13 protein-coding genes are annotated in these 19,587 nt (G+C 71.6%); 8 read left to right on the top strand and 5 right to left on the bottom strand.

Annotated elements, in window-relative coordinates; genetic code table 11:
• Positions 1-11: 11 nt before the first annotated feature.
• A complete protein-coding gene (locus ACZ7LS_RS03740; protein ID WP_382521451.1) occupies positions 12-1,448 on the bottom strand; it encodes a PucR family transcriptional regulator in 1,437 nt (478 codons plus the stop codon).
• A 128-nt stretch (positions 1,449-1,576) separates the two neighbouring features.
• Between ACZ7LS_RS03740 and ACZ7LS_RS03735 the strand changes: the two genes are divergently transcribed.
• The 7 genes from ACZ7LS_RS03735 to ACZ7LS_RS03705 all read left to right on the top strand — a co-directional run bounded on the left by ACZ7LS_RS03735 (position 1,577) and on the right by ACZ7LS_RS03705 (position 13,347).
• Positions 1,577-3,073, top strand: coding sequence for a sodium:solute symporter family protein (locus tag ACZ7LS_RS03735; protein WP_382521454.1), 1,497 nt, complete (start codon positions 1,577-1,579; stop codon positions 3,071-3,073).
• A gap of 228 nt (positions 3,074-3,301) precedes the next feature.
• Positions 3,302-4,336 carry an agmatinase gene (speB, locus tag ACZ7LS_RS03730; RefSeq protein WP_382666225.1) on the top strand — a complete coding sequence of 345 codons (1,035 nt, stop codon included), beginning with the start codon at positions 3,302-3,304 and terminating at the stop codon, positions 4,334-4,336.
• A complete protein-coding gene (locus ACZ7LS_RS03725) occupies positions 4,333-6,012 on the top strand; it encodes a thiamine pyrophosphate-binding protein (RefSeq protein ID WP_385136715.1) in 1,680 nt (559 codons plus the stop codon). Before speB ends, ACZ7LS_RS03725 begins: the two co-directional genes overlap by 4 nt.
• A 255-nt stretch (positions 6,013-6,267) precedes the next feature.
• Complete coding sequence (locus ACZ7LS_RS03720) at positions 6,268-7,131, top strand: serine hydrolase (protein ID WP_385136717.1); 864 nt, start codon at positions 6,268-6,270, stop codon at positions 7,129-7,131.
• Between the two features lie 99 nt (positions 7,132-7,230).
• Positions 7,231-11,244 (top strand): ABC transporter ATP-binding protein, encoded by a 4,014-nt coding sequence (locus ACZ7LS_RS03715; protein WP_385136719.1) that lies wholly within the window; start codon positions 7,231-7,233, stop codon positions 11,242-11,244.
• A gap of 205 nt (positions 11,245-11,449) precedes the next feature.
• Positions 11,450-11,803 carry a hypothetical protein gene (locus tag ACZ7LS_RS03710; RefSeq protein ID WP_382521659.1) on the top strand — a complete coding sequence of 118 codons (354 nt, stop codon included), beginning with the start codon at positions 11,450-11,452 and terminating at the stop codon, positions 11,801-11,803.
• A gap of 104 nt (positions 11,804-11,907) precedes the next feature.
• Positions 11,908-13,347 carry a S28 family serine protease gene (locus ACZ7LS_RS03705; protein WP_382521469.1) on the top strand — a complete coding sequence of 480 codons (1,440 nt, stop codon included), beginning with the start codon at positions 11,908-11,910 and terminating at the stop codon, positions 13,345-13,347.
• Between the two features lie 169 nt (positions 13,348-13,516).
• On the opposite strand, the gene ACZ7LS_RS03700 is transcribed toward ACZ7LS_RS03705, so the two are convergent.
• A complete protein-coding gene (locus ACZ7LS_RS03700) occupies positions 13,517-15,385 on the bottom strand; it encodes a glycoside hydrolase family 3 protein (protein ID WP_385136721.1) in 1,869 nt (622 codons plus the stop codon).
• Between the two features lie 146 nt (positions 15,386-15,531).
• Positions 15,532-16,440, bottom strand: coding sequence for a LysR family transcriptional regulator (locus tag ACZ7LS_RS03695; RefSeq protein WP_382521475.1), 909 nt, complete (start codon positions 16,438-16,440; stop codon positions 15,532-15,534).
• A gap of 98 nt (positions 16,441-16,538) precedes the next feature.
• On the opposite strand from ACZ7LS_RS03695, the gene ACZ7LS_RS03690 reads away from it, so the two are divergent.
• Positions 16,539-17,636 carry an EamA family transporter gene (locus ACZ7LS_RS03690; RefSeq protein WP_385136723.1) on the top strand — a complete coding sequence of 366 codons (1,098 nt, stop codon included), beginning with the start codon at positions 16,539-16,541 and terminating at the stop codon, positions 17,634-17,636.
• Positions 17,637-17,771: 135 nt separating this feature from the next.
• Here the strand turns inward: ACZ7LS_RS03690 and ACZ7LS_RS03685 are convergent, their stop codons facing one another.
• Together ACZ7LS_RS03685 and ACZ7LS_RS03680 are read right to left on the bottom strand one after the other, a co-directional pair.
• Entirely contained in the window at positions 17,772-18,569 is a 798-nt protein-coding gene (locus tag ACZ7LS_RS03685; RefSeq protein WP_385136730.1) for a sugar phosphate isomerase/epimerase family protein, read from the bottom strand.
• A 2-nt stretch (positions 18,570-18,571) separates the two neighbouring features.
• A complete protein-coding gene (locus ACZ7LS_RS03680) occupies positions 18,572-19,549 on the bottom strand; it encodes a bifunctional helix-turn-helix transcriptional regulator/GNAT family N-acetyltransferase (protein ID WP_382880260.1) in 978 nt (325 codons plus the stop codon).
• Between the last annotated feature and the right edge of the window lie 38 nt (positions 19,550-19,587).

Below are 19,587 nucleotides of genomic sequence, written 5' to 3'. Positions count from 1 at the left end.
GGCCCGCGCCGTCACGCCCAGCGCAGCGCGAACCACAGCTCCATCCGTACGTCGGCGTCGTCCAGGTCCGTGTCCAGCAGGGCCGCGCAGCGGGCGATCCGCTGGCGGACGGTGTTGCGGTGGACGGTCAGGGCCACCGCCGTACGGTCCCAGCTGCCGTGCAGCGAGAGCCAGACGCGCAGCGTCTCGGCCAGGGCCGGGGAGCCGGCAAGCGGCGCGAGGCGGGCGCGGGCGTGGGCGGCGGCCTCCTCGGGGGCGAACAGGCCGCTGAGTCCCTCCCCGTGGTGGCGCACGAGTGGGGTACGGGTGGCCTCGGCGCGGCGCAGCGCGCGCCCGGCGCGGGCGTCGGCCGCGGCCAGCTCCGCGGGTTCCACCGGCTCGCTGACGCCCAGGGTCCAGCCGGGCCTGGCGGTGACCTCGCGGTCGGTGATCACCCGGGTCGTGGTGCCGTCCGTCTCGACCAGCGCGCTGCCGAGCGCCGCCGCCAGGGCGCCCGCCGCGAAGGGCGTGGCGCCGCCGCGCGCGTGGACCACGCTCCACGGCCCCGGCCCGAGCAGCGGCGCGGCCTCGGCGGGTGTGGCCCCGAGCAGCATCCGTACGAGCGCCGCCGAGCGGCCCGCCTCGGCCGCGCTCTGATGGGGCGCCGTGAGCAGCGACAGCAGGACGACGGCGACGCCGGCGACGGTGTGGTCCCCGGCCTCCCGTCCGCCGGTGGCGACGCCGAGGACGAGGCCCTGGCCGCCGCCGAGCGCGTAGGCGGCGAGATGGGCGCCCTGGGCGGTGTCGGTGGCGGACGCCGGTCCGCCGCGTACCACGCGGGCCAGCCGCGCGAGGGCCGTGCGGACCCCGGGCGACGGAGCCTGGCCCGTGGTGTGCAGCTCCGCGCCGTCCGGCGCGAACAGCACCGCGCGGCCCCCCAGCCGCACCGCCAGCTGCCGCAGCACGGCGGGCACCGGGTCCTGGCGCGCGGCGGCGGCCGCCAGCCCCTGCTGTGCCTGGGTCACCCGGCGCAGTTCGCGGTGGCGTGCCTCCGCCATCAGCCGCCACACCCCGCGTGCGACGGTGGTGAACGGGGTACGCGGCGGTACTTCGAGCAGCGGCAGACCGTGCCGGTCGCAGGCCTCGACGAGCGCGGGCGGCACCGTGTCGTACACCGGCGTCACCCCGAAACCGAGCGCCGCCGCGCCCGCCTCGACCACCCGCGCCGCGTACTCGTCCGCGTACGCGTCGCTGAGCTGGACACCGGCGGTCAGCAGCAGCTCCCCGCCGAGCAGATACGGGTACGGGTCCGCCATCTCCGAGGTGTGCACCCAGTGCACCACCTGCGAGCCGTCGTCCGGCGGCCCGGCGATCCGGCGCAGCCCGAGATCCCGGTCCGCGAGCAGCGCGGCCAGCGGGATCGGCGGGGTGGGCGGGGGAGCGGCGGGGCGCGCGGTGGGGTTCGTCATGGACGTTCCATCCGTCATTCGTCTGCGAAATGGATGAAACGTACACTTCAGCGATGCTTTCCGGCCACCTACCGTCATGACCCACAAGAACGCGGGATGAAGAGTGTGAGTCGAGACGGAGGAAGCCCATGGCTGTCGATTACGCGGTGATCGTCGTCTATCTGGCCGGCATGCTGGCCATGGGCTGGTGGGGCATGCGCCGCGCCAAGTCCAAGAGCGAGTTCCTGGTCGCGGGCCGCAGGCTGGGCCCCTGGATGTACTCCGGCACGATGGCCGCGATCGTCCTCGGCGGCGCCTCCACGATCGGCGGGGTGGGCCTCGGCTACAAGCACGGGCTCTCCGGCGCCTGGATGGTCTTCACCATCGGCCTCGGCCTGCTCGCCCTCTCCGTCTTCTTCTCCGCGCGGATCGCCCGGCTGAAGGTCTACACCGTCTCCGAGATGCTCGATCTGCGCTACGGCGGCCGGGCCGGGGTCATCTCGGGCATCGTGATGTGGGCGTACACGCTGATGCTCGCGGTCACCTCGACCATCGCCTACGCCACGATCTTCGACGTCCTCTTCGATCTGAACCGCACCGTCGCGATCATCCTGGGCGGCGCGATCGTCGTCGCGTACTCGACGCTCGGCGGCATGTGGTCCATCACGCTCACCGACATGGTGCAGTTCGTCGTCAAGACCGTCGGCGTGCTGCTGCTCCTGCTGCCCATCGCGGTGGTCAAGGCGGGCGGGTTCGGCGAGATGAGGGCGCAGCTGCCGGACGAGTACTTCGCGCCGTTCGGCATCGGCGGCGAGACGATCTTCACCTATGTGCTGATCTACACCTTCGGCATGCTGATCGGACAGGACATCTGGCAGCGGGTGTTCACCGCGCGCGGCGACAAGGTGGCGCGCTGGGGCGGCACCGTCGCCGGTACGTACTGTCTGGTGTACGCGCTGGCCGGAGCGGTCATCGGGACCGCGGCCAAGGTGCTCTACCCCGATCTGGGCAGCGCGGACGACGCGTTCGCGACCATCGTCAAGGACGAACTGCCCATGGGCGTAAGGGGGCTGGTGCTGGCCGCCGCCCTCGCGGCCGTGATGTCGACCTCCTCCGGCGCGCTGATCGCCTGCGCGACCGTCGCGAACAACGACATCTGGTCGCGGCTGCGGAGGGCCGGCGGCCGGGGCGGCGGGGCGGACGGCGGACCGGGCGGCGCCGAGCACGACGAGGTCAGGGGCAACCGGCTGTTCATCCTGATCATGGGGACCGGCGTCATCGCCATCGCGATCGCGCTGAACGATGTCGTCGAGGCGCTCACCGTCGCGTACAACCTGCTCGTCGGCGGACTGCTGGTGCCGATCCTCGGCGGTCTGCTCTGGAAGCGCGGGACGGTGTACGGCGCGCTGGCGGGCGTGATCGTCGGCGGCGGGGCCGTGGTGGGGCTGATGGCGGCGTACGGCATCCTCGCCAACGAGCCCGTCTACTACGGACTGTTGTCCTCGCTGGCCGCCTATCTGATCGTCAGCCTGGCGACCAGGCCGACGGACGAGGCGGTGCTGGCCGCGTGGCGGCGCCGGCTCGCGGGCGAAGCGGATGACGAGAGCCCCGGGACCCCGTCCGAGCCGGCCCTTCCCGTGAGCTGAGGGCGGAACCCGCGGGCGAGACCCGAGGGCGGCGGACACGCGACCCGGACCGGCCCACTGTCAGTGGGCCGGTCCATCCTTGACAGAGCATCACACGGCATCACAGAGCATCACACAGCGGCACGCAGCGGCACGCAGCGGCTGTATCGGTACATGACAGTACGCAGTGGTGCTCGGCAACACACAGCCGCGCGGAGCCGCGCGAGCACTACCCGGAGAGGCCCGACGATGAGCGGCAACGGAAACGAACCCCAGGTCACTTCCCAGGTCACCGGCGACGGAGGCGGCGACGGAGGCCGCGACGGCGGTCCACGCGGCCCGGTCGACTCGTCCCGCGTCCCGAGGTACGCGGGCCCGGCCACCTTCGCCCGGCTGCCCCGGCTCGACGAGGTCGGCACCGCCGATGTCGCCGTCGTCGGCGTTCCCTTCGACACCGGCGTCTCCTACCGTCCCGGCGCCCGCTTCGGCGGAAACGCGATCCGGGAGGCGTCGCGCCTGCTGCGCCCGTACAACCCCGCCCAGGACGCCTCCCCGTTCGCGCTCGCGCAGGTCGCCGACGCCGGGGACATCGCCGCCAACCCGTTCAACATCAACGAGGCCGTCGACACCATCGAGGCCGCCGCCGACGAACTGCTCGGCACCGGCGCGCGCCTGATGACCCTCGGCGGCGACCACACCATCGCGCTCCCGCTGCTGCGCTCGGTGGCGAAGCGGCACGGCCCGGTCGCGCTGCTCCACTTCGATGCCCATCTGGACACCTGGGACACCTACTTCGGCGCCGAGTACACGCACGGGACACCGTTCCGCCGGGCCGTCGAGGAGGGCATCCTCGATACGGAGGCGCTCTCCCACGTCGGTACGCGCGGCCCGCTCTACGGCAAGCGGGACCTGGACGACGACGCCAGGATGGGCTTCGGAATCGTCACGTCCGCCGATGTGATGCGCCGGGGCGTGGACGAGATCGCCGACCAGCTGCGGCAGCGCATCGGGGACCGTCCGCTGTACATCTCCATCGACATCGATGTGCTGGACCCGGCGCACGCGCCCGGCACCGGCACGCCCGAGGCGGGCGGACTGACCTCCCGTGAACTCCTCGAAATAGTGCGAGGACTGGCCTCCTGCGATGTGGTCTCGGCGGATGTCGTCGAGGTGGCGCCCGCGTACGACCACGCCGAGATCACCTCCGTCGCCGCCTCCCACACGGCGTACGAACTGACGACGATCATGTCCCGGCAGATCGCCGCGGGGAAGGCGACGAAGTGACCCACGACCACGATCACGACCACGGGCCCCGGCCCCTCACCCCCGAGCAGACCGCCGCCGCCCTGGCGCCGCCCGCCGGGCGCAACGGCGGTGACCTGGTCGTCGAGACGCTGTACGGGCTCGGCGCCACCACCGTGTTCGGGCTGCCGGGACAGCACGCGCTGGGAATGTTCGACGCCCTGCGCCGGTCCTCGCTCCAGTACGTCGGCCTCCGCGTCGAGAACAACGCGGGGTTCGCCGCCGACGCGTACGGCAGGGTCACCGGCGAGGTCGCCCCGCTGCTGCTCTCCACCGGCCCAGGCGCCCTGACCTCGCTCGCCGCGCTCCAGGAGGCGGCCGCCGCCTCGGCGCCCGTCCTCGCGATCTCCAGCCAGATCCCGACGGCGGGACTCGGCGGCGGCCGGCACGGCTATCTGCATGAACTCCGCGACCAGCAGGCGTCCTTCCGCGACATCGTGAAGTCCGTGCACCCCGTCCGCGCCGCCTCCCAGATCCCGTCCGCGATCGCCGCCGCCTGGGAATCCGCGCTCACCGCGCCGCACGGCCCGGTCTGGGTCGAGATCCCGCAGGACGTCCTCCTCGCCGGGACGACCCTGCCGGTCGTCACCGCCATGGACGCGACCCCGCGCGAGCTGCTGCCCCGTCCCGAACTGACCGCCGTGGCCGCCCACGCGCTGTCGAACGCCGCCCGTCCGGCGATCATCGCGGGCGGTGGAGTCGTCCGCGCCGACGCCGGCGGCAAGCTCCGGGCGCTCGCCGAGAAGCTGTCCGCGCCGGTCGTCACCACCTTCGGCGGCAAGGGCGCCTTCCCCTGGGAGCATCCGCTCTCGCTCCAGTCCTGGCTGGAGGACCGCCACACCACGGACTTCCTCGAAGACGCGGACGTCCTGCTGGTGATCGGCTCCGGGCTCGGCGAACTCTCCTCGAACTACCACACGTTCCGCCCGCGCGGCCGGGTGATCCAGATCGAGGCGGACCTCGGCAAGCTGGAGTCCAACCACCCCGCCCTCGGCATCCACGCCGACGCGCGCAACGCGCTGTCCGCGCTGCTGGACGCGGTGAGCGAGCGCCGGGACCCGGCGGGCGCCGAGTCGGTCCGTACGGTCCTGGCGAAGGTACGGGCGAGGATCGCCGCCCAGGACCTCCCCCTGGAGCAGCGGGTGCTCGCCTCCGTACGCGACGCGCTGCCCGCCGCGTCCCCCAGCTTCTGGGACATGACGATCCTCGCCTACTGGGCCTGGTCCGCCTGGCCGGGCCCGATGCACTCGGGCCAGGGCGCGGGCGGCCTCGGCTACGCGTTCCCCGCCGCCCTGGGCGCGGCGGCGGCCGACCGTACGAAGCCGGTCCTCGCCGTGTCGGGCGACGGCGGCGCGATGTACTCGCTCGCGGAGCTGGCCACCGCCCGCCAGTACGACCTGCCGGTCACGTGGCTGATCGTGGACGACGGCGGCTACGGGATCCTGCGCGAGTACATGACGGACGCCTTCGGCGAGGCGACCGGTACGGAGCTCTCCCGCCCGGACTTCGTGGCGCTGTCCGAGTCCTTCGGCGTCCCGGCGGTCCGTACCACCCCGGAGTCCCTGCGCGAGGACCTCGCCGGGGCGCTCGCGGAACCGGGCCCGTCGGTGGTCGTTCTCCCCGCCCTGCTCAGGATGTTCGCCCCGACCCACCTCTGACCGGAGTCCGCCCCGACCCACCCCGACCCATCTCCGACCGTCGGAGTCCGGCGCGGGCGATCTCTGACCGGAGCCCGGCGCGGTCGGGGAGCGAGGAGCCGGCGGTGACCGGCGGGACGGTTGCGGCAAGACCGACAGTTGTGACAATCGCGACACCATCTGGCCGTACAACCATTCACTCGTCCGTGTGCATCATGGTCGGCGAGCGCGCCGCGCGGAGCGCGCTCGCCGACGCTCCAGGGGCGGGAATCCTTCATGACGCACCAGCGCATACCCCGGCATGCCCGGGGCCCGCTCGCCGCCGCCCTGGCGGTGGGTGTACTCGTACCGGTGACCGCGGGGACGGTGCCCGCCGCCGCGGCGGCCCCGGCCGTCGCCTGCACCTCGGACAAGGCGGGGCTCGCGGCCACGCTCGCCAAGGACATCACCGCGTCGCTCAGCGGCCGGAAGTCCACCACGGCCCTCGCGGTCCACGACCGCACGACCGGCACGCGCTGCACCCTGCACGCCACACAGCAGTACGACTCCGCCAGTGTGGTGAAGGTCACTGTCCTCGCGACCCTGCTCTGGGACGCGCAGAAGACGAACCGCAAGCTGACCCGGCGTGAGACCGATCTCGCCACGGCCATGATCACAAAATCGGACAACGCGTCGACCAGCACGCTCTGGAAGCAGCTCGGCCCGACGAAGGTCAAGGGCTTCCTCAAGGCCGCGGGGATGACCAGGACCGTCCCGGGCGCGAAGGGCTCCTGGGGCCTCACCCAGATCACCGCGCAGGACGAGAGGCAACTGCTGTCCCTGATCACCGCGGAGAACACCGTGCTCAGGGCCGCCTCGCGCGCCTTCATCCTGGACCGGATGGGCAAGGTCGTCACGTCCCAGCGCTGGGGCGTACCGGCGGGCGCCCCGGCCACCGCGACCGTCCAGCTCAAGAACGGCTGGCTCCAGCGGTCCACCCACGGCTGGCGCGTGCACAGCATCGGCGCGTTCACGGGCAAGGGCCACGATTACACGATCACCGTGCTCACCTATGACGACAAGACGATGAGCGACGGCGTCAACACCATCCAGGCCGTCGCCAGGGCCGTCCACAAGGACCTCGCCCAGGCCGGCGCCTGAACGCCCTTCCTGGGCCCGGAGGCGCAGACTCCGGCGGCGAGGTCCTAGGACCATCTGCCGGTGCGTCCGGGACCGCGGACCGGTATGTGTTGCGGAGGGATGAAATCCGCGACGGCCCGCGTTGGTGCCTTCCGGCAGATCAGCTCGATCGGGAGGCACTCAGTGGCGGCGGAGCAAGGGTGGGCACGGCGGCTCACCGGGTACGCGTGGCGGTACCGGCGCAACGTGGTGCTCGCCCTCGGGTCCTCCCTCGCCGGGATGGCGGTGATGGCCCTCGTCCCGCTGATCACCAAGGTCGTCATCGACGACGTCATCGAGGGCGGTGACCGCTCCCTCCTCGTCTGGACCGGGCTGCTGATCGTCGCGGCCCTCGCCGTCTACGTCACCACCTTCGTCCGCCGCTACTACGGCGGACGGCTCGCCCTCGACGTCCAGCACGATCTGCGTACGGAGATGTACGACACGATCGCCCGGCTCGACGGACGGCGTCAGGACACGCTCTCCACCGGCCAGGTCATCGGCCGCGCCACCAGCGACCTCCAGCTCATCCAGGGCCTGCTCTTCATGCTGCCGATGACCATCGGCAATGTGCTGCTGTTCCTCATATCCCTGGTGATCATGGCGTGGCTGTCGCCGCCGCTGACGCTGATCGCGCTGGCCGTCGCCCCCGCCGTCTGGTTCATCGCCCGCCGCAGCCGCACCCGGCTGCACCCCGCCACCTGGTACGCCCAGTCGCAGGCCGCGACGGTCGCCGGGGTCGTGGACGGCGCCGTCTCCGGCGTACGCGTGGTCAAGGGGTTCGGCCAGGAGGACCAGGAGACCGGAAAGCTCCGTGAGGCCGGCCGCAAGCTGTTCGCCGGGCGGCTGCGCACCATCGGGCTCAACGCCCGCTACACGCCCGCCCTCCAGGCCGTCCCCGCGCTCGGGCAGGTCGCGATGCTGGCGCTCGGCGGCTGGCTGGCCACCCGGGGACAGATCACGCTCGGCACGTTCGTCGCGTTCTCCACCTATCTCGCCCAGCTCGTCGGCCCCGTCCGGATGCTCGCCATGGTGCTGACCATCGGACAGCAGGCACGGGCCGGGGTGGAACGGGTGCTGGAGCTGATCGACACCGAACCGACCCTTCAGGACGGTACGAAGGAACTGCCGGCGGACGCCGAGGCATCGGTCGAGTTCGACGACGTGTCGTTCGCGTACGAGGACGGACGGACCGTTCTCGAAGGCTTCTCGCTGGAGATGCGGCCCGGCGAGACCGTCGCCGTCGTCGGCTCGTCCGGCAGCGGCAAATCCACCGTCTCGCTGCTGCTGCCCCGCTTCTACGACGTGACGCACGGCGCGGTCCTCGTCGGCGGCCACGACGTGCGCGAGCTGACCCTCCACTCGCTGCGGGCCGCCATCGGGCTCGTACCGGAAGACAGCTTCCTCTTCTCCGACACCGTCCGCGCCAACATCGCCTACGGAAAGCCGGACGCCACCGAGGAGGAGATCCTCCGGGCCACCCGCGCCGCCCAGGCCCATGGCTTCATCTCGGAACTGCCCGGCGGCTACGACACCAAGGTGGGCGAGCAGGGCCTCACGCTCTCCGGCGGCCAGCGCCAGCGCATCGCGCTCGCGCGCGCCATCCTCACCGACCCGCGGCTGCTCGTCCTCGACGACGCCACCTCCGCCGTGGACGCCCGGGTGGAGCACGAGATCCATGACGCGCTGCGCGCGGTGATGGCCGGCCGTACGACGCTGCTGATCGCCCACCGCCGCTCCACCCTCGGACTCGCGGACCGTATCGCCGTGCTGGACGGCGGCAGGCTCGCCGACATCGGTACGCACGAGGAGCTCCAGGGGCGCTCCGCCCTCTACCGGCGGCTGCTGACCGAGCCGGACGAACTGGGCGGGGCCTCGCCCGGTCACACGGCCCTCGCCGTCGAGGCCCTGTCCGGGACCGGTGGCGAGACGGGAGTGACCGAGCCCGCGGCGTCCGCCGGATCCGCCGAGTCCCCGGATTCCCCGGAGTGCCTCGACGCGTTGGAGTCTGCGGAGTCCGTGGCGGACGCCCGCGCCCTCCAGGCCGAGATCGACGCGGAGTTCGACGCCGAGCGTGGTGTCACCCCCGCCCTGTGGGAACGGGACGAGGCGCCCGGCGGCGGTTCGTCCGACTCCGCGGCCCCCGGCGCCACCCCCGAACTGCTCGCCCAGGTCGAGGCGCTGCCCCCGGCCACCGACCTGCCCGCGATCGACGAGGCGCGCGCCGTGGCCGCCGAGGACGCGTACGGGCTGCGCCGGCTGCTGCGCGGGTTCGGACTGCCGCTGCTGGTCAGCCTGGCGCTCGTCGCGGTGGACGCGGGCATGGGCCTGCTGCTCCCGGTCCTCATCCGGCACGGCATCGACCAGGGCGTCGAGCGACTGGCCCTCGGCGCCGTCTGGACGGCCGCCTCGCTCGGTCTGCTGACCGTACTGATCCAGTGGGTGGCGCAGACCGGCGAGATCCGCAAGACGGGCCGCACCGGCGAACGTGTCCTCTACGCGCTGCGGCTCAAGATCTTCGCGCAGCTCCAACGGCTCGGGCTCGACTACTACGAGCGTGAGCTGACGGGCCGCATCATGACCCGCATGACGACCGATGTCGACGCTCTGTCGACCTTCCTGCAGACCGGGCTCGTCACCGCGTTCGTCTCCGTCGTCACCTTCTTCGGCATCCTGGTGGCGCTGCTGGTCATCGATGTGGAACTGGCGCTGGTGGTCTTCGCGACCCTGCCCGTGCTGATCGTCGGTACGTACTTCTTCCGCCGCAAGAGTGTGCGGGCGTACGAACTGGCCCGTGAGCGCATCAGCGTCGTCAACGCGGACCTCCAGGAGTCCGTGTCCGGGCTGCGGATCGTCCAGGCGTTCCGGCGCGAGAAGGACGGCGGCGAGCGCTTCGCGGCCCGCAGCGACCACTACCGCTCGGCGCGGGTACGGGGCCAGTGGCTGATATCGGTCTACTTCCCCTTCGTCCAGCTGCTGTCCTCGGTGGCCGCGGCGGCCGTGCTGATCGTGGGCGCGGGGCGGGTCGAGGCGGGCACGCTGACGACCGGCGCGCTGGTCGCGTACCTCCTCTACATCGATCTGTTCTTCGCGCCCGTGCAGCAGCTCTCGCAGGTCTTCGACGGCTACCAGCAGGCGACCGTCTCGCTGGGCCGGATCCAGGAACTGCTGCGGGAGCGGACGTCGACGGCCGCCTCGAAGGCGCCGCTGGACGTGCTGTCGCTGCGCGGTGAGATCGCCTTCGAGGGCGTCGAGTTCTCGTACGGAGGCGGTATCGACGGGGACGGCCGGAAGGGAAGCGGCGTCGGGGGACCCGGGAACGAAGGAGCGGCCGTCGACGGAACGGGCGTCGAGGCCGCCGGCTTCGAGGGGAGCGGCATCGCCGGAAGAGCCGAGGCCGCGCTGACCGGGGTGGATCTGCGGATACCGGCGGGCCAGACCGTCGCCTTCGTCGGTGAGACCGGCGCGGGCAAGTCCACTCTGGTCAAGCTGGTCGCGCGGTTCTACGACCCGACCGCGGGCCGGGTGACGGCGGACGGTACGGACCTGCGCGAGCTGGATCTGACGGCGTACCGGCACCGGCTCGGTGTCGTACCGCAGGAGGCGTATCTCTTCGCCGGTACGGTCCGGGACGCCATCGCGTACGGGCGCCCCGAGGCGACCGACGCGGAGGTGGAGGCCGCGGCCCGCGCGGTCGGCGCCCACGAGATGATCGCCACGCTGGACGGCGGCTATCTGCACGAGGTCGCCGAGCGCGGCCGCAATCTCTCCGCGGGACAGCGCCAGTTGATCGCCCTGGCCCGCGCCGAACTGGTCGACCCGGACGTCCTGCTGCTCGACGAGGCGACCGCCGCGCTGGACCTGGCGAGCGAGGCGCTGGTCAACCAGGCCACCGACCGGCTGACCGGCCGCCGTACCACCCTGGTGGTCGCCCACCGGCTGACCACCGCGGCCCGTGCCGACCGGGTGATAGTGATGGACCACGGCCGGGTGGTGGAGGACGGCACACACGAACAACTGCTCGCGCTGAACGGCCGGTACACCCGGCTGTGGAGCAGCTTCCTCGGCGAGGAGGAGCCCGCGGCGGTGCGGTGAGACGGTGTCCGGTTGTGTTCGATTGTGACTGGTTGTGCCTGTTGCGCGGGGGGTACGGGGGCGCACGGGGAGCGATTCCGCAACCGTCCTGGCTCCCCACGCGTCGTACGGATGTACACCTGAGGAGTTATGGGGGGCATTCGTGTTCGGTTCGGCTGGGACGGCCGCGAGCGGAATCGGGATCAGGAGGGCGCTGCTGCACTGTCTGGTGGTGCTCACCGCCACGGGAGCCACGGTGCTGGCCGGTCCCGGTGCGTCAGGAGCCGAGGCCGCGTCGGTCTGTTCGGGCCGGCCGCAGAAGACCGTGGGCTTCGCCACCGGTGAGCTGCGGGTCTACAAGAACCGCGGCTACGCCTGCGCCGTCACCGTCGCCAAGAAGCCGGGGACCAGGCGCGCGATGTCGGTCAGCCTCCAGCCGCGCGGGGGCAACCCGGTCGTGGACAGCGGCGACTACACACAGCGGGCCGGCCCGGTGACGGTGCACGCGCTGAACCGCTGTGTACGCGCGACGGGGGTCGTCTCGGGGAGGAAAGGCTCGACGGGCTGGATCCTCTGCTGAGGATTGCGCGGGAGCCCGGCGGGATAAAACGGTCAAGAGGACTGGCGGTTCGGACGGTGACCGGGCTAGGTTCACGGCGTCTGTCATGAACACAGGGAGTGTGAATGCGCAAGGCGCTGAGATGGGTGTTGTCGTTCGTGCTGGTCATAGGCACGGTGGCGACAGCCGGCGCGGCCACCGCCGCCGATCGGAGTGCGGATCACAAGACCGCCGCCGACACCACCGACATCAAGGACCGAATCCTCGCGATCCCGGGGATGAGCCTGATCCAGGAGAAGCCGTACGAGGGTTACCGCTACTTCGTCCTCAACTACACGCAGCCGGTGGACCACCGGAAGCCGTCCAAGGGCACGTTCCAGCAGCGCGTCACGCTGCTGCACAAGGACACCAGCCGGCCCACGGTCTTCTTCACCGGCGGCTACAACGTCTCCACCAACCCGAGCCGCAGTGAGCCGACCCGGATCATCGACGGCAACCAGGTGTCGATGGAGTACCGCTTCTTCACCCCGTCGCGCCCGCAGCCGGCCGACTGGTCGAAGCTGGACATCTGGCAGGCGGCCAGTGACCAGCACCGGATCTTCACCGCGCTGAAGAAGATCTACCCCGAGAACTGGCTCTCCACGGGCGGTTCCAAGGGCGGCATGACCGCCACGTACTTCGAGCGCTACTACCCGCGCGACATGGACGGCGTCGTCGCGTACGTCGCGCCCAATGACGTGTGGAACAAAGAGGACTCCGCGTACGACCGGTTCTTCGAGCGCGTCGGCACCAAGGAGTGCCGCGACAAGCTCAACGCCGTGCAGCGCGAGGCGCTGATCCGGCGCGAACCGCTGGAGAAGAAGTTCAAGGAGTGGGCGGACGCCAACGGCGCCACGTTCAACACGATCGGCACGCTCGACAAGGCCTACGAGGCCACCGTGCTCGACTTCGTCTGGGGATTCTGGCAGTACAGCCTGCTCTCCGACTGCGACACCATCCCGGCGGCCACCGTCTCCGACCAGGAGATCTACGACACCGTCGACACGATCTCCGGCTTCTCCGCCTACACGGACCAGGGCCTGACGACGTACACGCCGTACTACTACCAGGCCGGTACCCAGCTGGGCTCGCCCGACATCAAGCAGCCGCACCTGGGCAATCTGAGCCGGTACGGCTACCAGCCGCCGCGGAACTTCGTACCGCGCGACATCCCGATGAAGTTCAATCCGCTGACGATGCCGGATGTCGACAACTGGGTCCGTCACCACGCGAACCAGATGCTGTTCGTGTACGGCGAGAACGACCCCTGGGGCGCGGAGAAGTTCCGCCTCGGCAGCGGCGCGCGTGACAGCTATGTGTATGTCGCGCCGGGCGCCAACCATGGCGCCAATGTCGCGGGTCTGGTCCCGGACCAGCAGGCGAAGGCCACGGCCCGGATCCTGGCCTGGGCGGGCGTCGCGCCGGCCGCCGTGCAGAAGGACGAGTCGAAGGCGAAGCCGCTGGCTCCGTTCGACTCCAAGCTCGACCGTCAGAAGGTGGAGCGGCAGCAGACCTTGAGGCCGTAGCGCGCCGGCTCCCCGAGCCGCCCGCCGTTGCCGCGCTGTCCGCGGTGCCGGCAGTGCCGCGGAGTCAGCGGTGCCGCGGAGTCAGCAGTTCCGCAGTGCCCGCCGTTCATGGGCTCGATGCCCCGTGAACGGCGGGCACTGCGCTGTCTCCCGCGCGGGTCAGCGGCGGTCAGTAGCCCAGTCCATGGCCGAGGGGATACAGCACCCGCGCCGGATCGTCCGCGCGCTGCACCGGCACCGGCAGCCGGCCCTTCGGGCGCGCCCGGCCCGCGATCACCCGTGCCGCGGCCCGCAGTTCGACATCCGTCCATGAGTACGCGGCGAGGCAGGAGGTGACACCGGTCAGCCACGCGATGTCGTACGGATTGCGGATGGCGACCGCGACGACGGGAACGCCGCTCGCGGCCAGCGCGCTGACCAGCGTGCGCTGCGTGCTGGTGGCCGAGACGTTGTACGTGGCCACGACCACCGCGTCCTTGCCCCGCGCGGCCGCCACCGCCTCCTCGACGCGCGCCGCGGTCGGTGCCGTACCGGTGGACAGGGCCGTGGCGGTGAAGCCCAGTTCGGTCAGGGCGGTGGCCAGCACGGTGGTCGGCGGACCCGTCGTCCCGGAGGGCGAGGCCGGATCGGCGCCCACGACCAGCAGATTCCTCTCCCGGCGGCGGCTCAGGGGCAGCAGCCCGCGCTCGTTGACGAGCAGGGTGGTGGTGTTCTCGGCGATCCGGTCGGCGGCGGCGAGATGCGCCCGGGTGCCGACCTCGCGGTCCACGTCCCGGGGCGAGACGTAGGGTTCACCGCGGAACAGCCCCAGCCGGTCCTTCAGTTCGAGGATGCGCAGGACCGACTCCTCGACGCGCCGCTCGCTGAGCTCGCCCCCCTTGACCGCGGCCACGACGGCGTTCCACGCCACGCGGAGATCCGGCGGATTGAGCAACTGGTCGACGCCCGCCTTCAGCGCGAGGACGGGCACCCGGTCGTCGCCGTACTTCTGCCGTACGCCCGCCATCCCGAGCGCGTCGGTGACCACCAGGCCGTTGTAGCCGAGCTGTTCGCGGAGCACGCCGGTGACGATGGGGTGCGAGAGGGTCGCCGGGTCCTCGCTCGGATCGAGGGAGGGGACGACGATGTGCGCGGTCATGATCGAGGTGACACCGGCGGCGATCGCGGCCCGGAACGGCGGCGCGTCCAGCTCCGCCCACTGTTCGCGGGTGTGGTGGATGGTGGGCAGCGCGTAGTGGCTGTCGTCCTTGGTGTCGCCATGACCGGGGAAGTGCTTGGCGGCGGTGGCGATGCTGGCGCTCTGGTACCCCTTGACCTGGGCGGTCACCATCCCGGCCACCGCCTGCGGATCGGCGCCGAAGGACCGTACGCCGATGACGGGATTGGCCGGGTTGACGTTGACGTCCGCGTCGGGCGCGTAGTTCTGGTTGATGCCCATGGCGGCCAGCTCCTTGCCCGCGATCCGGGCGGCCTCCCGGGCGTCGGAGTGCGAACGGGACGCGCCGAGCGCCATGGCGCCCGGCAGCAGCGTGGCGGGCTCGCCGACCCGGGCGACGATGCCGTGCTCCTGATCGGTGGCGATGATCAGCGGCACGGGGACGCGCTGGGCGAGGCCGGCCTTCTGGATGCCGTTGGAGAGACCGGCGATCTGGTGCGGATCACGGGTGTTGTGTGCCCAGGCGAAGTAGATGATGCCGCCGACGTGGTACGTGGAGATCAGCTCGGCGGCCGTACGGATCCCGATCTCGGCGAGGTTGGAGTCGATGTCGGCCTGGTCGGGCGCCGTGGCGGAGTGGCCGTACACCCGCATGACGAAGAGCTGGCCGACCTTCTCCTCCAGGCTCATGCGGCTGATGAGGCGGCGCAGGCGAGCGCGGCGGTCGAGAGGGTCACGGCGGTCGAGGGGGAGCCGGTCGGGGGCTCGCTCGTGGGGCGGGGGAACGGCGGCGGCCCCGGGGGCGGTGGCGGTGGTAACAGCCGCCGCCGCTACGGCGGTTGCGGTGAGGAGGGCGCGTCTGGAAATGGTCCGGTCGTGCACTGGTGCTCCTTCCGGCCGTGCGCTGCGAGGAAAGTGAAAAAAACTTCCAAGATTTACGGATATCCGGAAAGTAACTGCCAGTCAAGAGACGCGCCACGGCGGGCGCCCGCGAGCCACGACGGCCGGACGCGGCCCGGGGGCGAGGTTCAGGCGGCGGTGACCGCCGGCCAGTGCCGCCGCAAGGTCTCCACGGTCGCCGTCACCGCCGGACGTCTGGCCGCGCCCGTCCGCCAGAGCGCGTACAGCCTGCGTATCGGTACGGGGTCGAGCGTGATCGCGCGTACCCCCTCGGGTAGTGGCCCGCGCCCCAGGCGCGGAATCATGGCGATGCCGAGCCCCGCCGCCACCAGCGCGAGCTGTGTGTGGCTCTCCTCGGCCTGGTGCGCGAGATCGGGCTCGCAGCCGGCCGCGCGCAGCGTACGCGTCAGCCAGTCGTGGCAGACCGTCCCGGGCGGCTGACAGATCCAGCGCTGTCGCGACAGATCCTCCCGCCGTACGGACGGCCGCTCCGCCAGCGGATGCGCCGCCGGTACGAGCACATCGCACGGGTCGTCCCCGATGACCGCCTGCTCCACGCCCTCGGGGGCGGGCAGCGGTGCGATGTCCCAGTCGTGCGCGACGGCCAGATCGATCGCCCCGCGGGCCACCAGATCGATGGAGAGATGCGGATCGATCTCCCGCAGCCGGACATCCAGGGTGGGGTGCCGTACGGCCAGCTCCGCCAGGACGCCGGGGAGCAGGCCGCGGGCCGAGGAGGCGAAGGCCCCGACGACGAGTTGCCCGGTCGGCTGCCCCCTGCGCTCCTCCAGGGTGGTCTCGGCGCGCTCCATTATCCCGAGCAACTCCTCGGCGGTGGAGGCGAGATGGCGCGCCTCGTCAGTGAGCGCCACACCTCGCCCACGCCGCTCCAGCAGGGTCGTACGGGTCTCCCGCTCCAACTTGGTGATCTGCTGAGAGACAGCCGAGGGCGTATAGCCGAGAGCGGCGGCCGCCGCCGCCACGGAACCGTGCACGGAGACGGCGTGCAGAGCACGCAGTCTGGCCAGATCGAGCATCACTGCCCCCTTTCTCGGAGAATCATAAGCAACGCTGAATTCCACCATGAAGAAATCCGCGCTGGTGCTACATAGTCCGGTCCGATGATCCTCGGTGCATGCGCACCACTCATATCGCTCTCGCCGTTCTCGTCGCCGCCGTCTGGGGAGTGAACTTCGTCGTCATCGAGGTCGGGCTCGGACACTTCCCGCCGCTGCTCTTCTCCGCACTGCGCTTTCTGGCGGCGGCGCTGCCCGCGGTCTTCTTCGTGGGCCGCCCGAAGGCCGCCTGGAAGTGGGTGATCGGGGTCGGACTGGTGTTGGGTGTGGCCAAGTTCGGACTGCTCTTCGTCGGTATGGACCAGGGCATGCCGGCCGGTCTCTCGTCGCTCGTCCTCCAGATCCAGGCCGTCTTCACGGCCCTGTTCGCGGCGGTCGCCCTCGGTGAACGGCCGGGCCGCGTAAGGCTGCTGGGCATGGCTGTCGCGCTGGCAGGGATCGCTGTGGCGGCGGTCGACGAGGGCGCCTCGGGCCCGCTGCTCGCCTTCACGCTGGTCATCGCCGCCGCGGCCTGCTGGGGCGTCTCCAATGTGCTCACCCGCAAGGCGTCCCCGCCGGACGCCCTGAACTTCATGGTGTGGGTGTCGGCCGTACCCGTACTGCCGCTGCTCGGTCTCTCGCTGCTGTTCGAGGGCCCGGACGCCGACCTGGCCGCACTGCGCGCCCTGGACGGCACCGGCATCGGCGTCATCCTCTACGTCGCCTGGGTCACGACCGTCTTCGGCTTCGGCGCCTGGGGCTTCCTGCTGCGCCGCTACCCCGCCTCGTCTGTTGCCCCGTTCTCCCTGCTCGTCCCGGTCTTCGGGATGTCGTCGGCGGCGCTGCTGCTGAGCGAGTCCGTCAGCCCCCTGCGCTGGTGCGCGGCGGCGCTGCTGGTCGGGGGAGTGGCCCTCACCTCACTGTCCCGCACCGGGGGCCCCACCTCACCGCTCCCCGCCGAGCAGGCCCCTGCCGCGCCGCCCCTCGCCGAGCCGGTGTCCGATCAGCCGACGCCCGTCGCGCCCGCCTCCGTCGCCTCCGCCGCGCCGGCTCCGGTCGGGCCCGCTCCCGGTCCCGCCACCGCCACTGTCACTGTCACCTCCACCTCCCGCGCCACCTCTGCCTCGAACGGCCCCGCCGGGCCCCTGGCGCCGGGATGCTCGCCGACCCGGGCCTGATGCCGAGGCCCGCCCCCGATATCCCGATCCCCCGATGCCTCCCGACGCCGCTGCCCCGCCTTTGCCCCGCACCACTGGCCTTTGCCCCGCACCACTGGTCGCCCGACCTCACCTCGGCTTCCCCGCCGGGCTCCGTCAGCTGTGGCGGCTCTGCGCGATCAGCGCCTCCAGATGCTCCCGCCCCGCCGCCAGCAGCCCCGGCAGCTCCTCCGCCTGCGGATACCAGCGCTTCTCGTACTCCCAGCACACCCAGCTGTCGTCGTCGAGCAGCGCCAGGCACTCGCCCAGGGGAAGCACGCCCGCTCCCAGCGCCAGCGGCGTCGTGTCCTCCGCCGAAGCGATGTCCTTCACCTGGACATAGCCCAGGTACGGGGCGAGCGCCGCGTACGTGGTGGCCGGCGCCTCGCCCCCCAGCCAGGTGTGCATCACATCCCACAGCGCCCCCGCGTGCTTGTGTCCCACCGGCCCGAGCACCCGGGCCGCGTCCGAACCCGTGCGGTGCGAGTCATGTGTCTCCAGCAGGATCCGTACGCCGAAGTCCGCCGCCAGCTCGGCCGCCGCGGCCATCCGTCGCGCGGCCGTCGCGTCGGCCTCGGCCGCGGGCTGGTCGCCGCCGCCCGGGAAGACACGGACGAAGGAGGCGCCCAGATCCCTTGCCAGCCACAGCAGTTCGTCCAGCTCCTGGCGCAGCCGCTCCTCGTCGGCGTCGGCCGCCGCCACCCGCACGTACCCCGCGACCGTCAGGAGCTCGATTCCGGCGCGCTGGAACGCTTCGACCACCGTGGCCCGTTCTCCTGGCCCGATGCCCGGGTGGACCGGCTCCTCCGGGTGGGCGCGCAGCTCCACCCCTTGGTAGCCGGTCCCGGCGGCGAGCGCGAGGACATCGGGGATGGGCAGGCCCGGTACTCCAAGGGTGGAGAAGGCGAATTTCACGGTCATATCCCTTCCTGGCTTGAGGTGGCTCCTGTCCCGAGAGAGAGCCGCCAGTCCTGGCCGACCAGATCCGCTCCGTACGAGTGGTGCGGTGTCTCGGAGACCAGCGTGAATCCGGCGTGCTGGTAAAGAGTGCGGGCGGCGGCGAGGATGTCGTTCGTCCACAGCGTCAGTTCCTGATACCCCGCCCCGCGTGCGAAATCCACCACCGTCCCGACCAGCCGCTTCCCGAGTCCGTGTCCCCGGGCGCCGGGCTCGACCAGCAGCAGGCGCAGCCGCGCGGTGACGGGGGCCTCGTCCCGTACCTCCGGCGCGTCGTCTCGCACGCACATCACCGACCCCACCGGGATGCCGTCCAGCTCGGCGATCCAGACCCGCTCCAGCCGGGAATCGTGGTCCTCCGCGAAGTCCGCGACGATCCGGGCCACGAGCCCCTCGAACTCGGTGTTCCAGCCGTACTCCGCGGCGTACGCGGCGCCGTGGCGCTGCACGATCCAGCCCAGCTCGCCGGGCATCGGATCGCGCAGGACCGGCTCCGCGCGGTGGGGCTCCGCCCGGGGGTCGGCGCCGAGGATGTCCTGTACGGTCCGCATCGCGTCCGCGAGCCGGGGCCGCTGCGCCGGCTCGACCTGGGCGAGCAGCGAGCCCACCGCCTCCCGTGACCGCTCGTCGAGCAGCGCCGCGGCCTCGCGTCCCTGCTGTGTGAGCGTTATCCGCTGCCGCCGGGAGTCCTGCTCGGACGGCGCGCGCCCGACCAGTCCGTCCTTCTCGAACTTCGTCAGCAGCCTGCTCAGATAGCCGGCGTCGAGCGACAGCTCGACCCGCAGATCGGCGGCGTCGGTGCGCGGCGCGTGGGCCAGCTCGTACAGCACCCGTGACTCGGTGAGCGTGTACGGGGTGTAGAGGTGCTTGCTGTAGTCGAGTGCCCCGATGAGATTCGTGTAGAAGCGGTTGAACGCGCGGATTTCCTGGACGGCCATGATCCACCCCCGGACCTTTTCTTTGACTGAGTCAACGC

The sequence above is a fragment of the Streptomyces sp. NPDC039430 genome (assembly GCF_055639435.1).
The sequence above is the reverse complement of the archived record's forward strand: the minus strand, read 5'-3'. Positions and strand labels throughout refer to the sequence as shown.

Coding starts and splice junctions, on each gene's coding strand:
- ACZ7LS_RS03705 (WP_382521469.1), top strand. CDS start 11,908: ATGCGCAAGGCGCTGAGATGGGTGTTGTCGTTCGTGCTGGTCATAGGC.
- ACZ7LS_RS03720 (WP_385136717.1), top strand. CDS start 6,268: ATGACGCACCAGCGCATACCCCGGCATGCCCGGGGCCCGCTCGCCGCC.
- ACZ7LS_RS03680 (WP_382880260.1), bottom strand. CDS start 19,549: ATGGCCGTCCAGGAAATCCGCGCGTTCAACCGCTTCTACACGAATCTC.
- ACZ7LS_RS03740 (WP_382521451.1), bottom strand. CDS start 1,448: ATGACGAACCCCACCGCGCGCCCCGCCGCTCCCCCGCCCACCCCGCCG.
- ACZ7LS_RS03735 (WP_382521454.1), top strand. CDS start 1,577: ATGGCTGTCGATTACGCGGTGATCGTCGTCTATCTGGCCGGCATGCTG.
- ACZ7LS_RS03695 (WP_382521475.1), bottom strand. CDS start 16,440: ATGCTCGATCTGGCCAGACTGCGTGCTCTGCACGCCGTCTCCGTGCAC.
- speB (WP_382666225.1), top strand. CDS start 3,302: ATGAGCGGCAACGGAAACGAACCCCAGGTCACTTCCCAGGTCACCGGC.
- ACZ7LS_RS03690 (WP_385136723.1), top strand. CDS start 16,539: ATGCGCACCACTCATATCGCTCTCGCCGTTCTCGTCGCCGCCGTCTGG.
- ACZ7LS_RS03715 (WP_385136719.1), top strand. CDS start 7,231: ATGAAATCCGCGACGGCCCGCGTTGGTGCCTTCCGGCAGATCAGCTCG.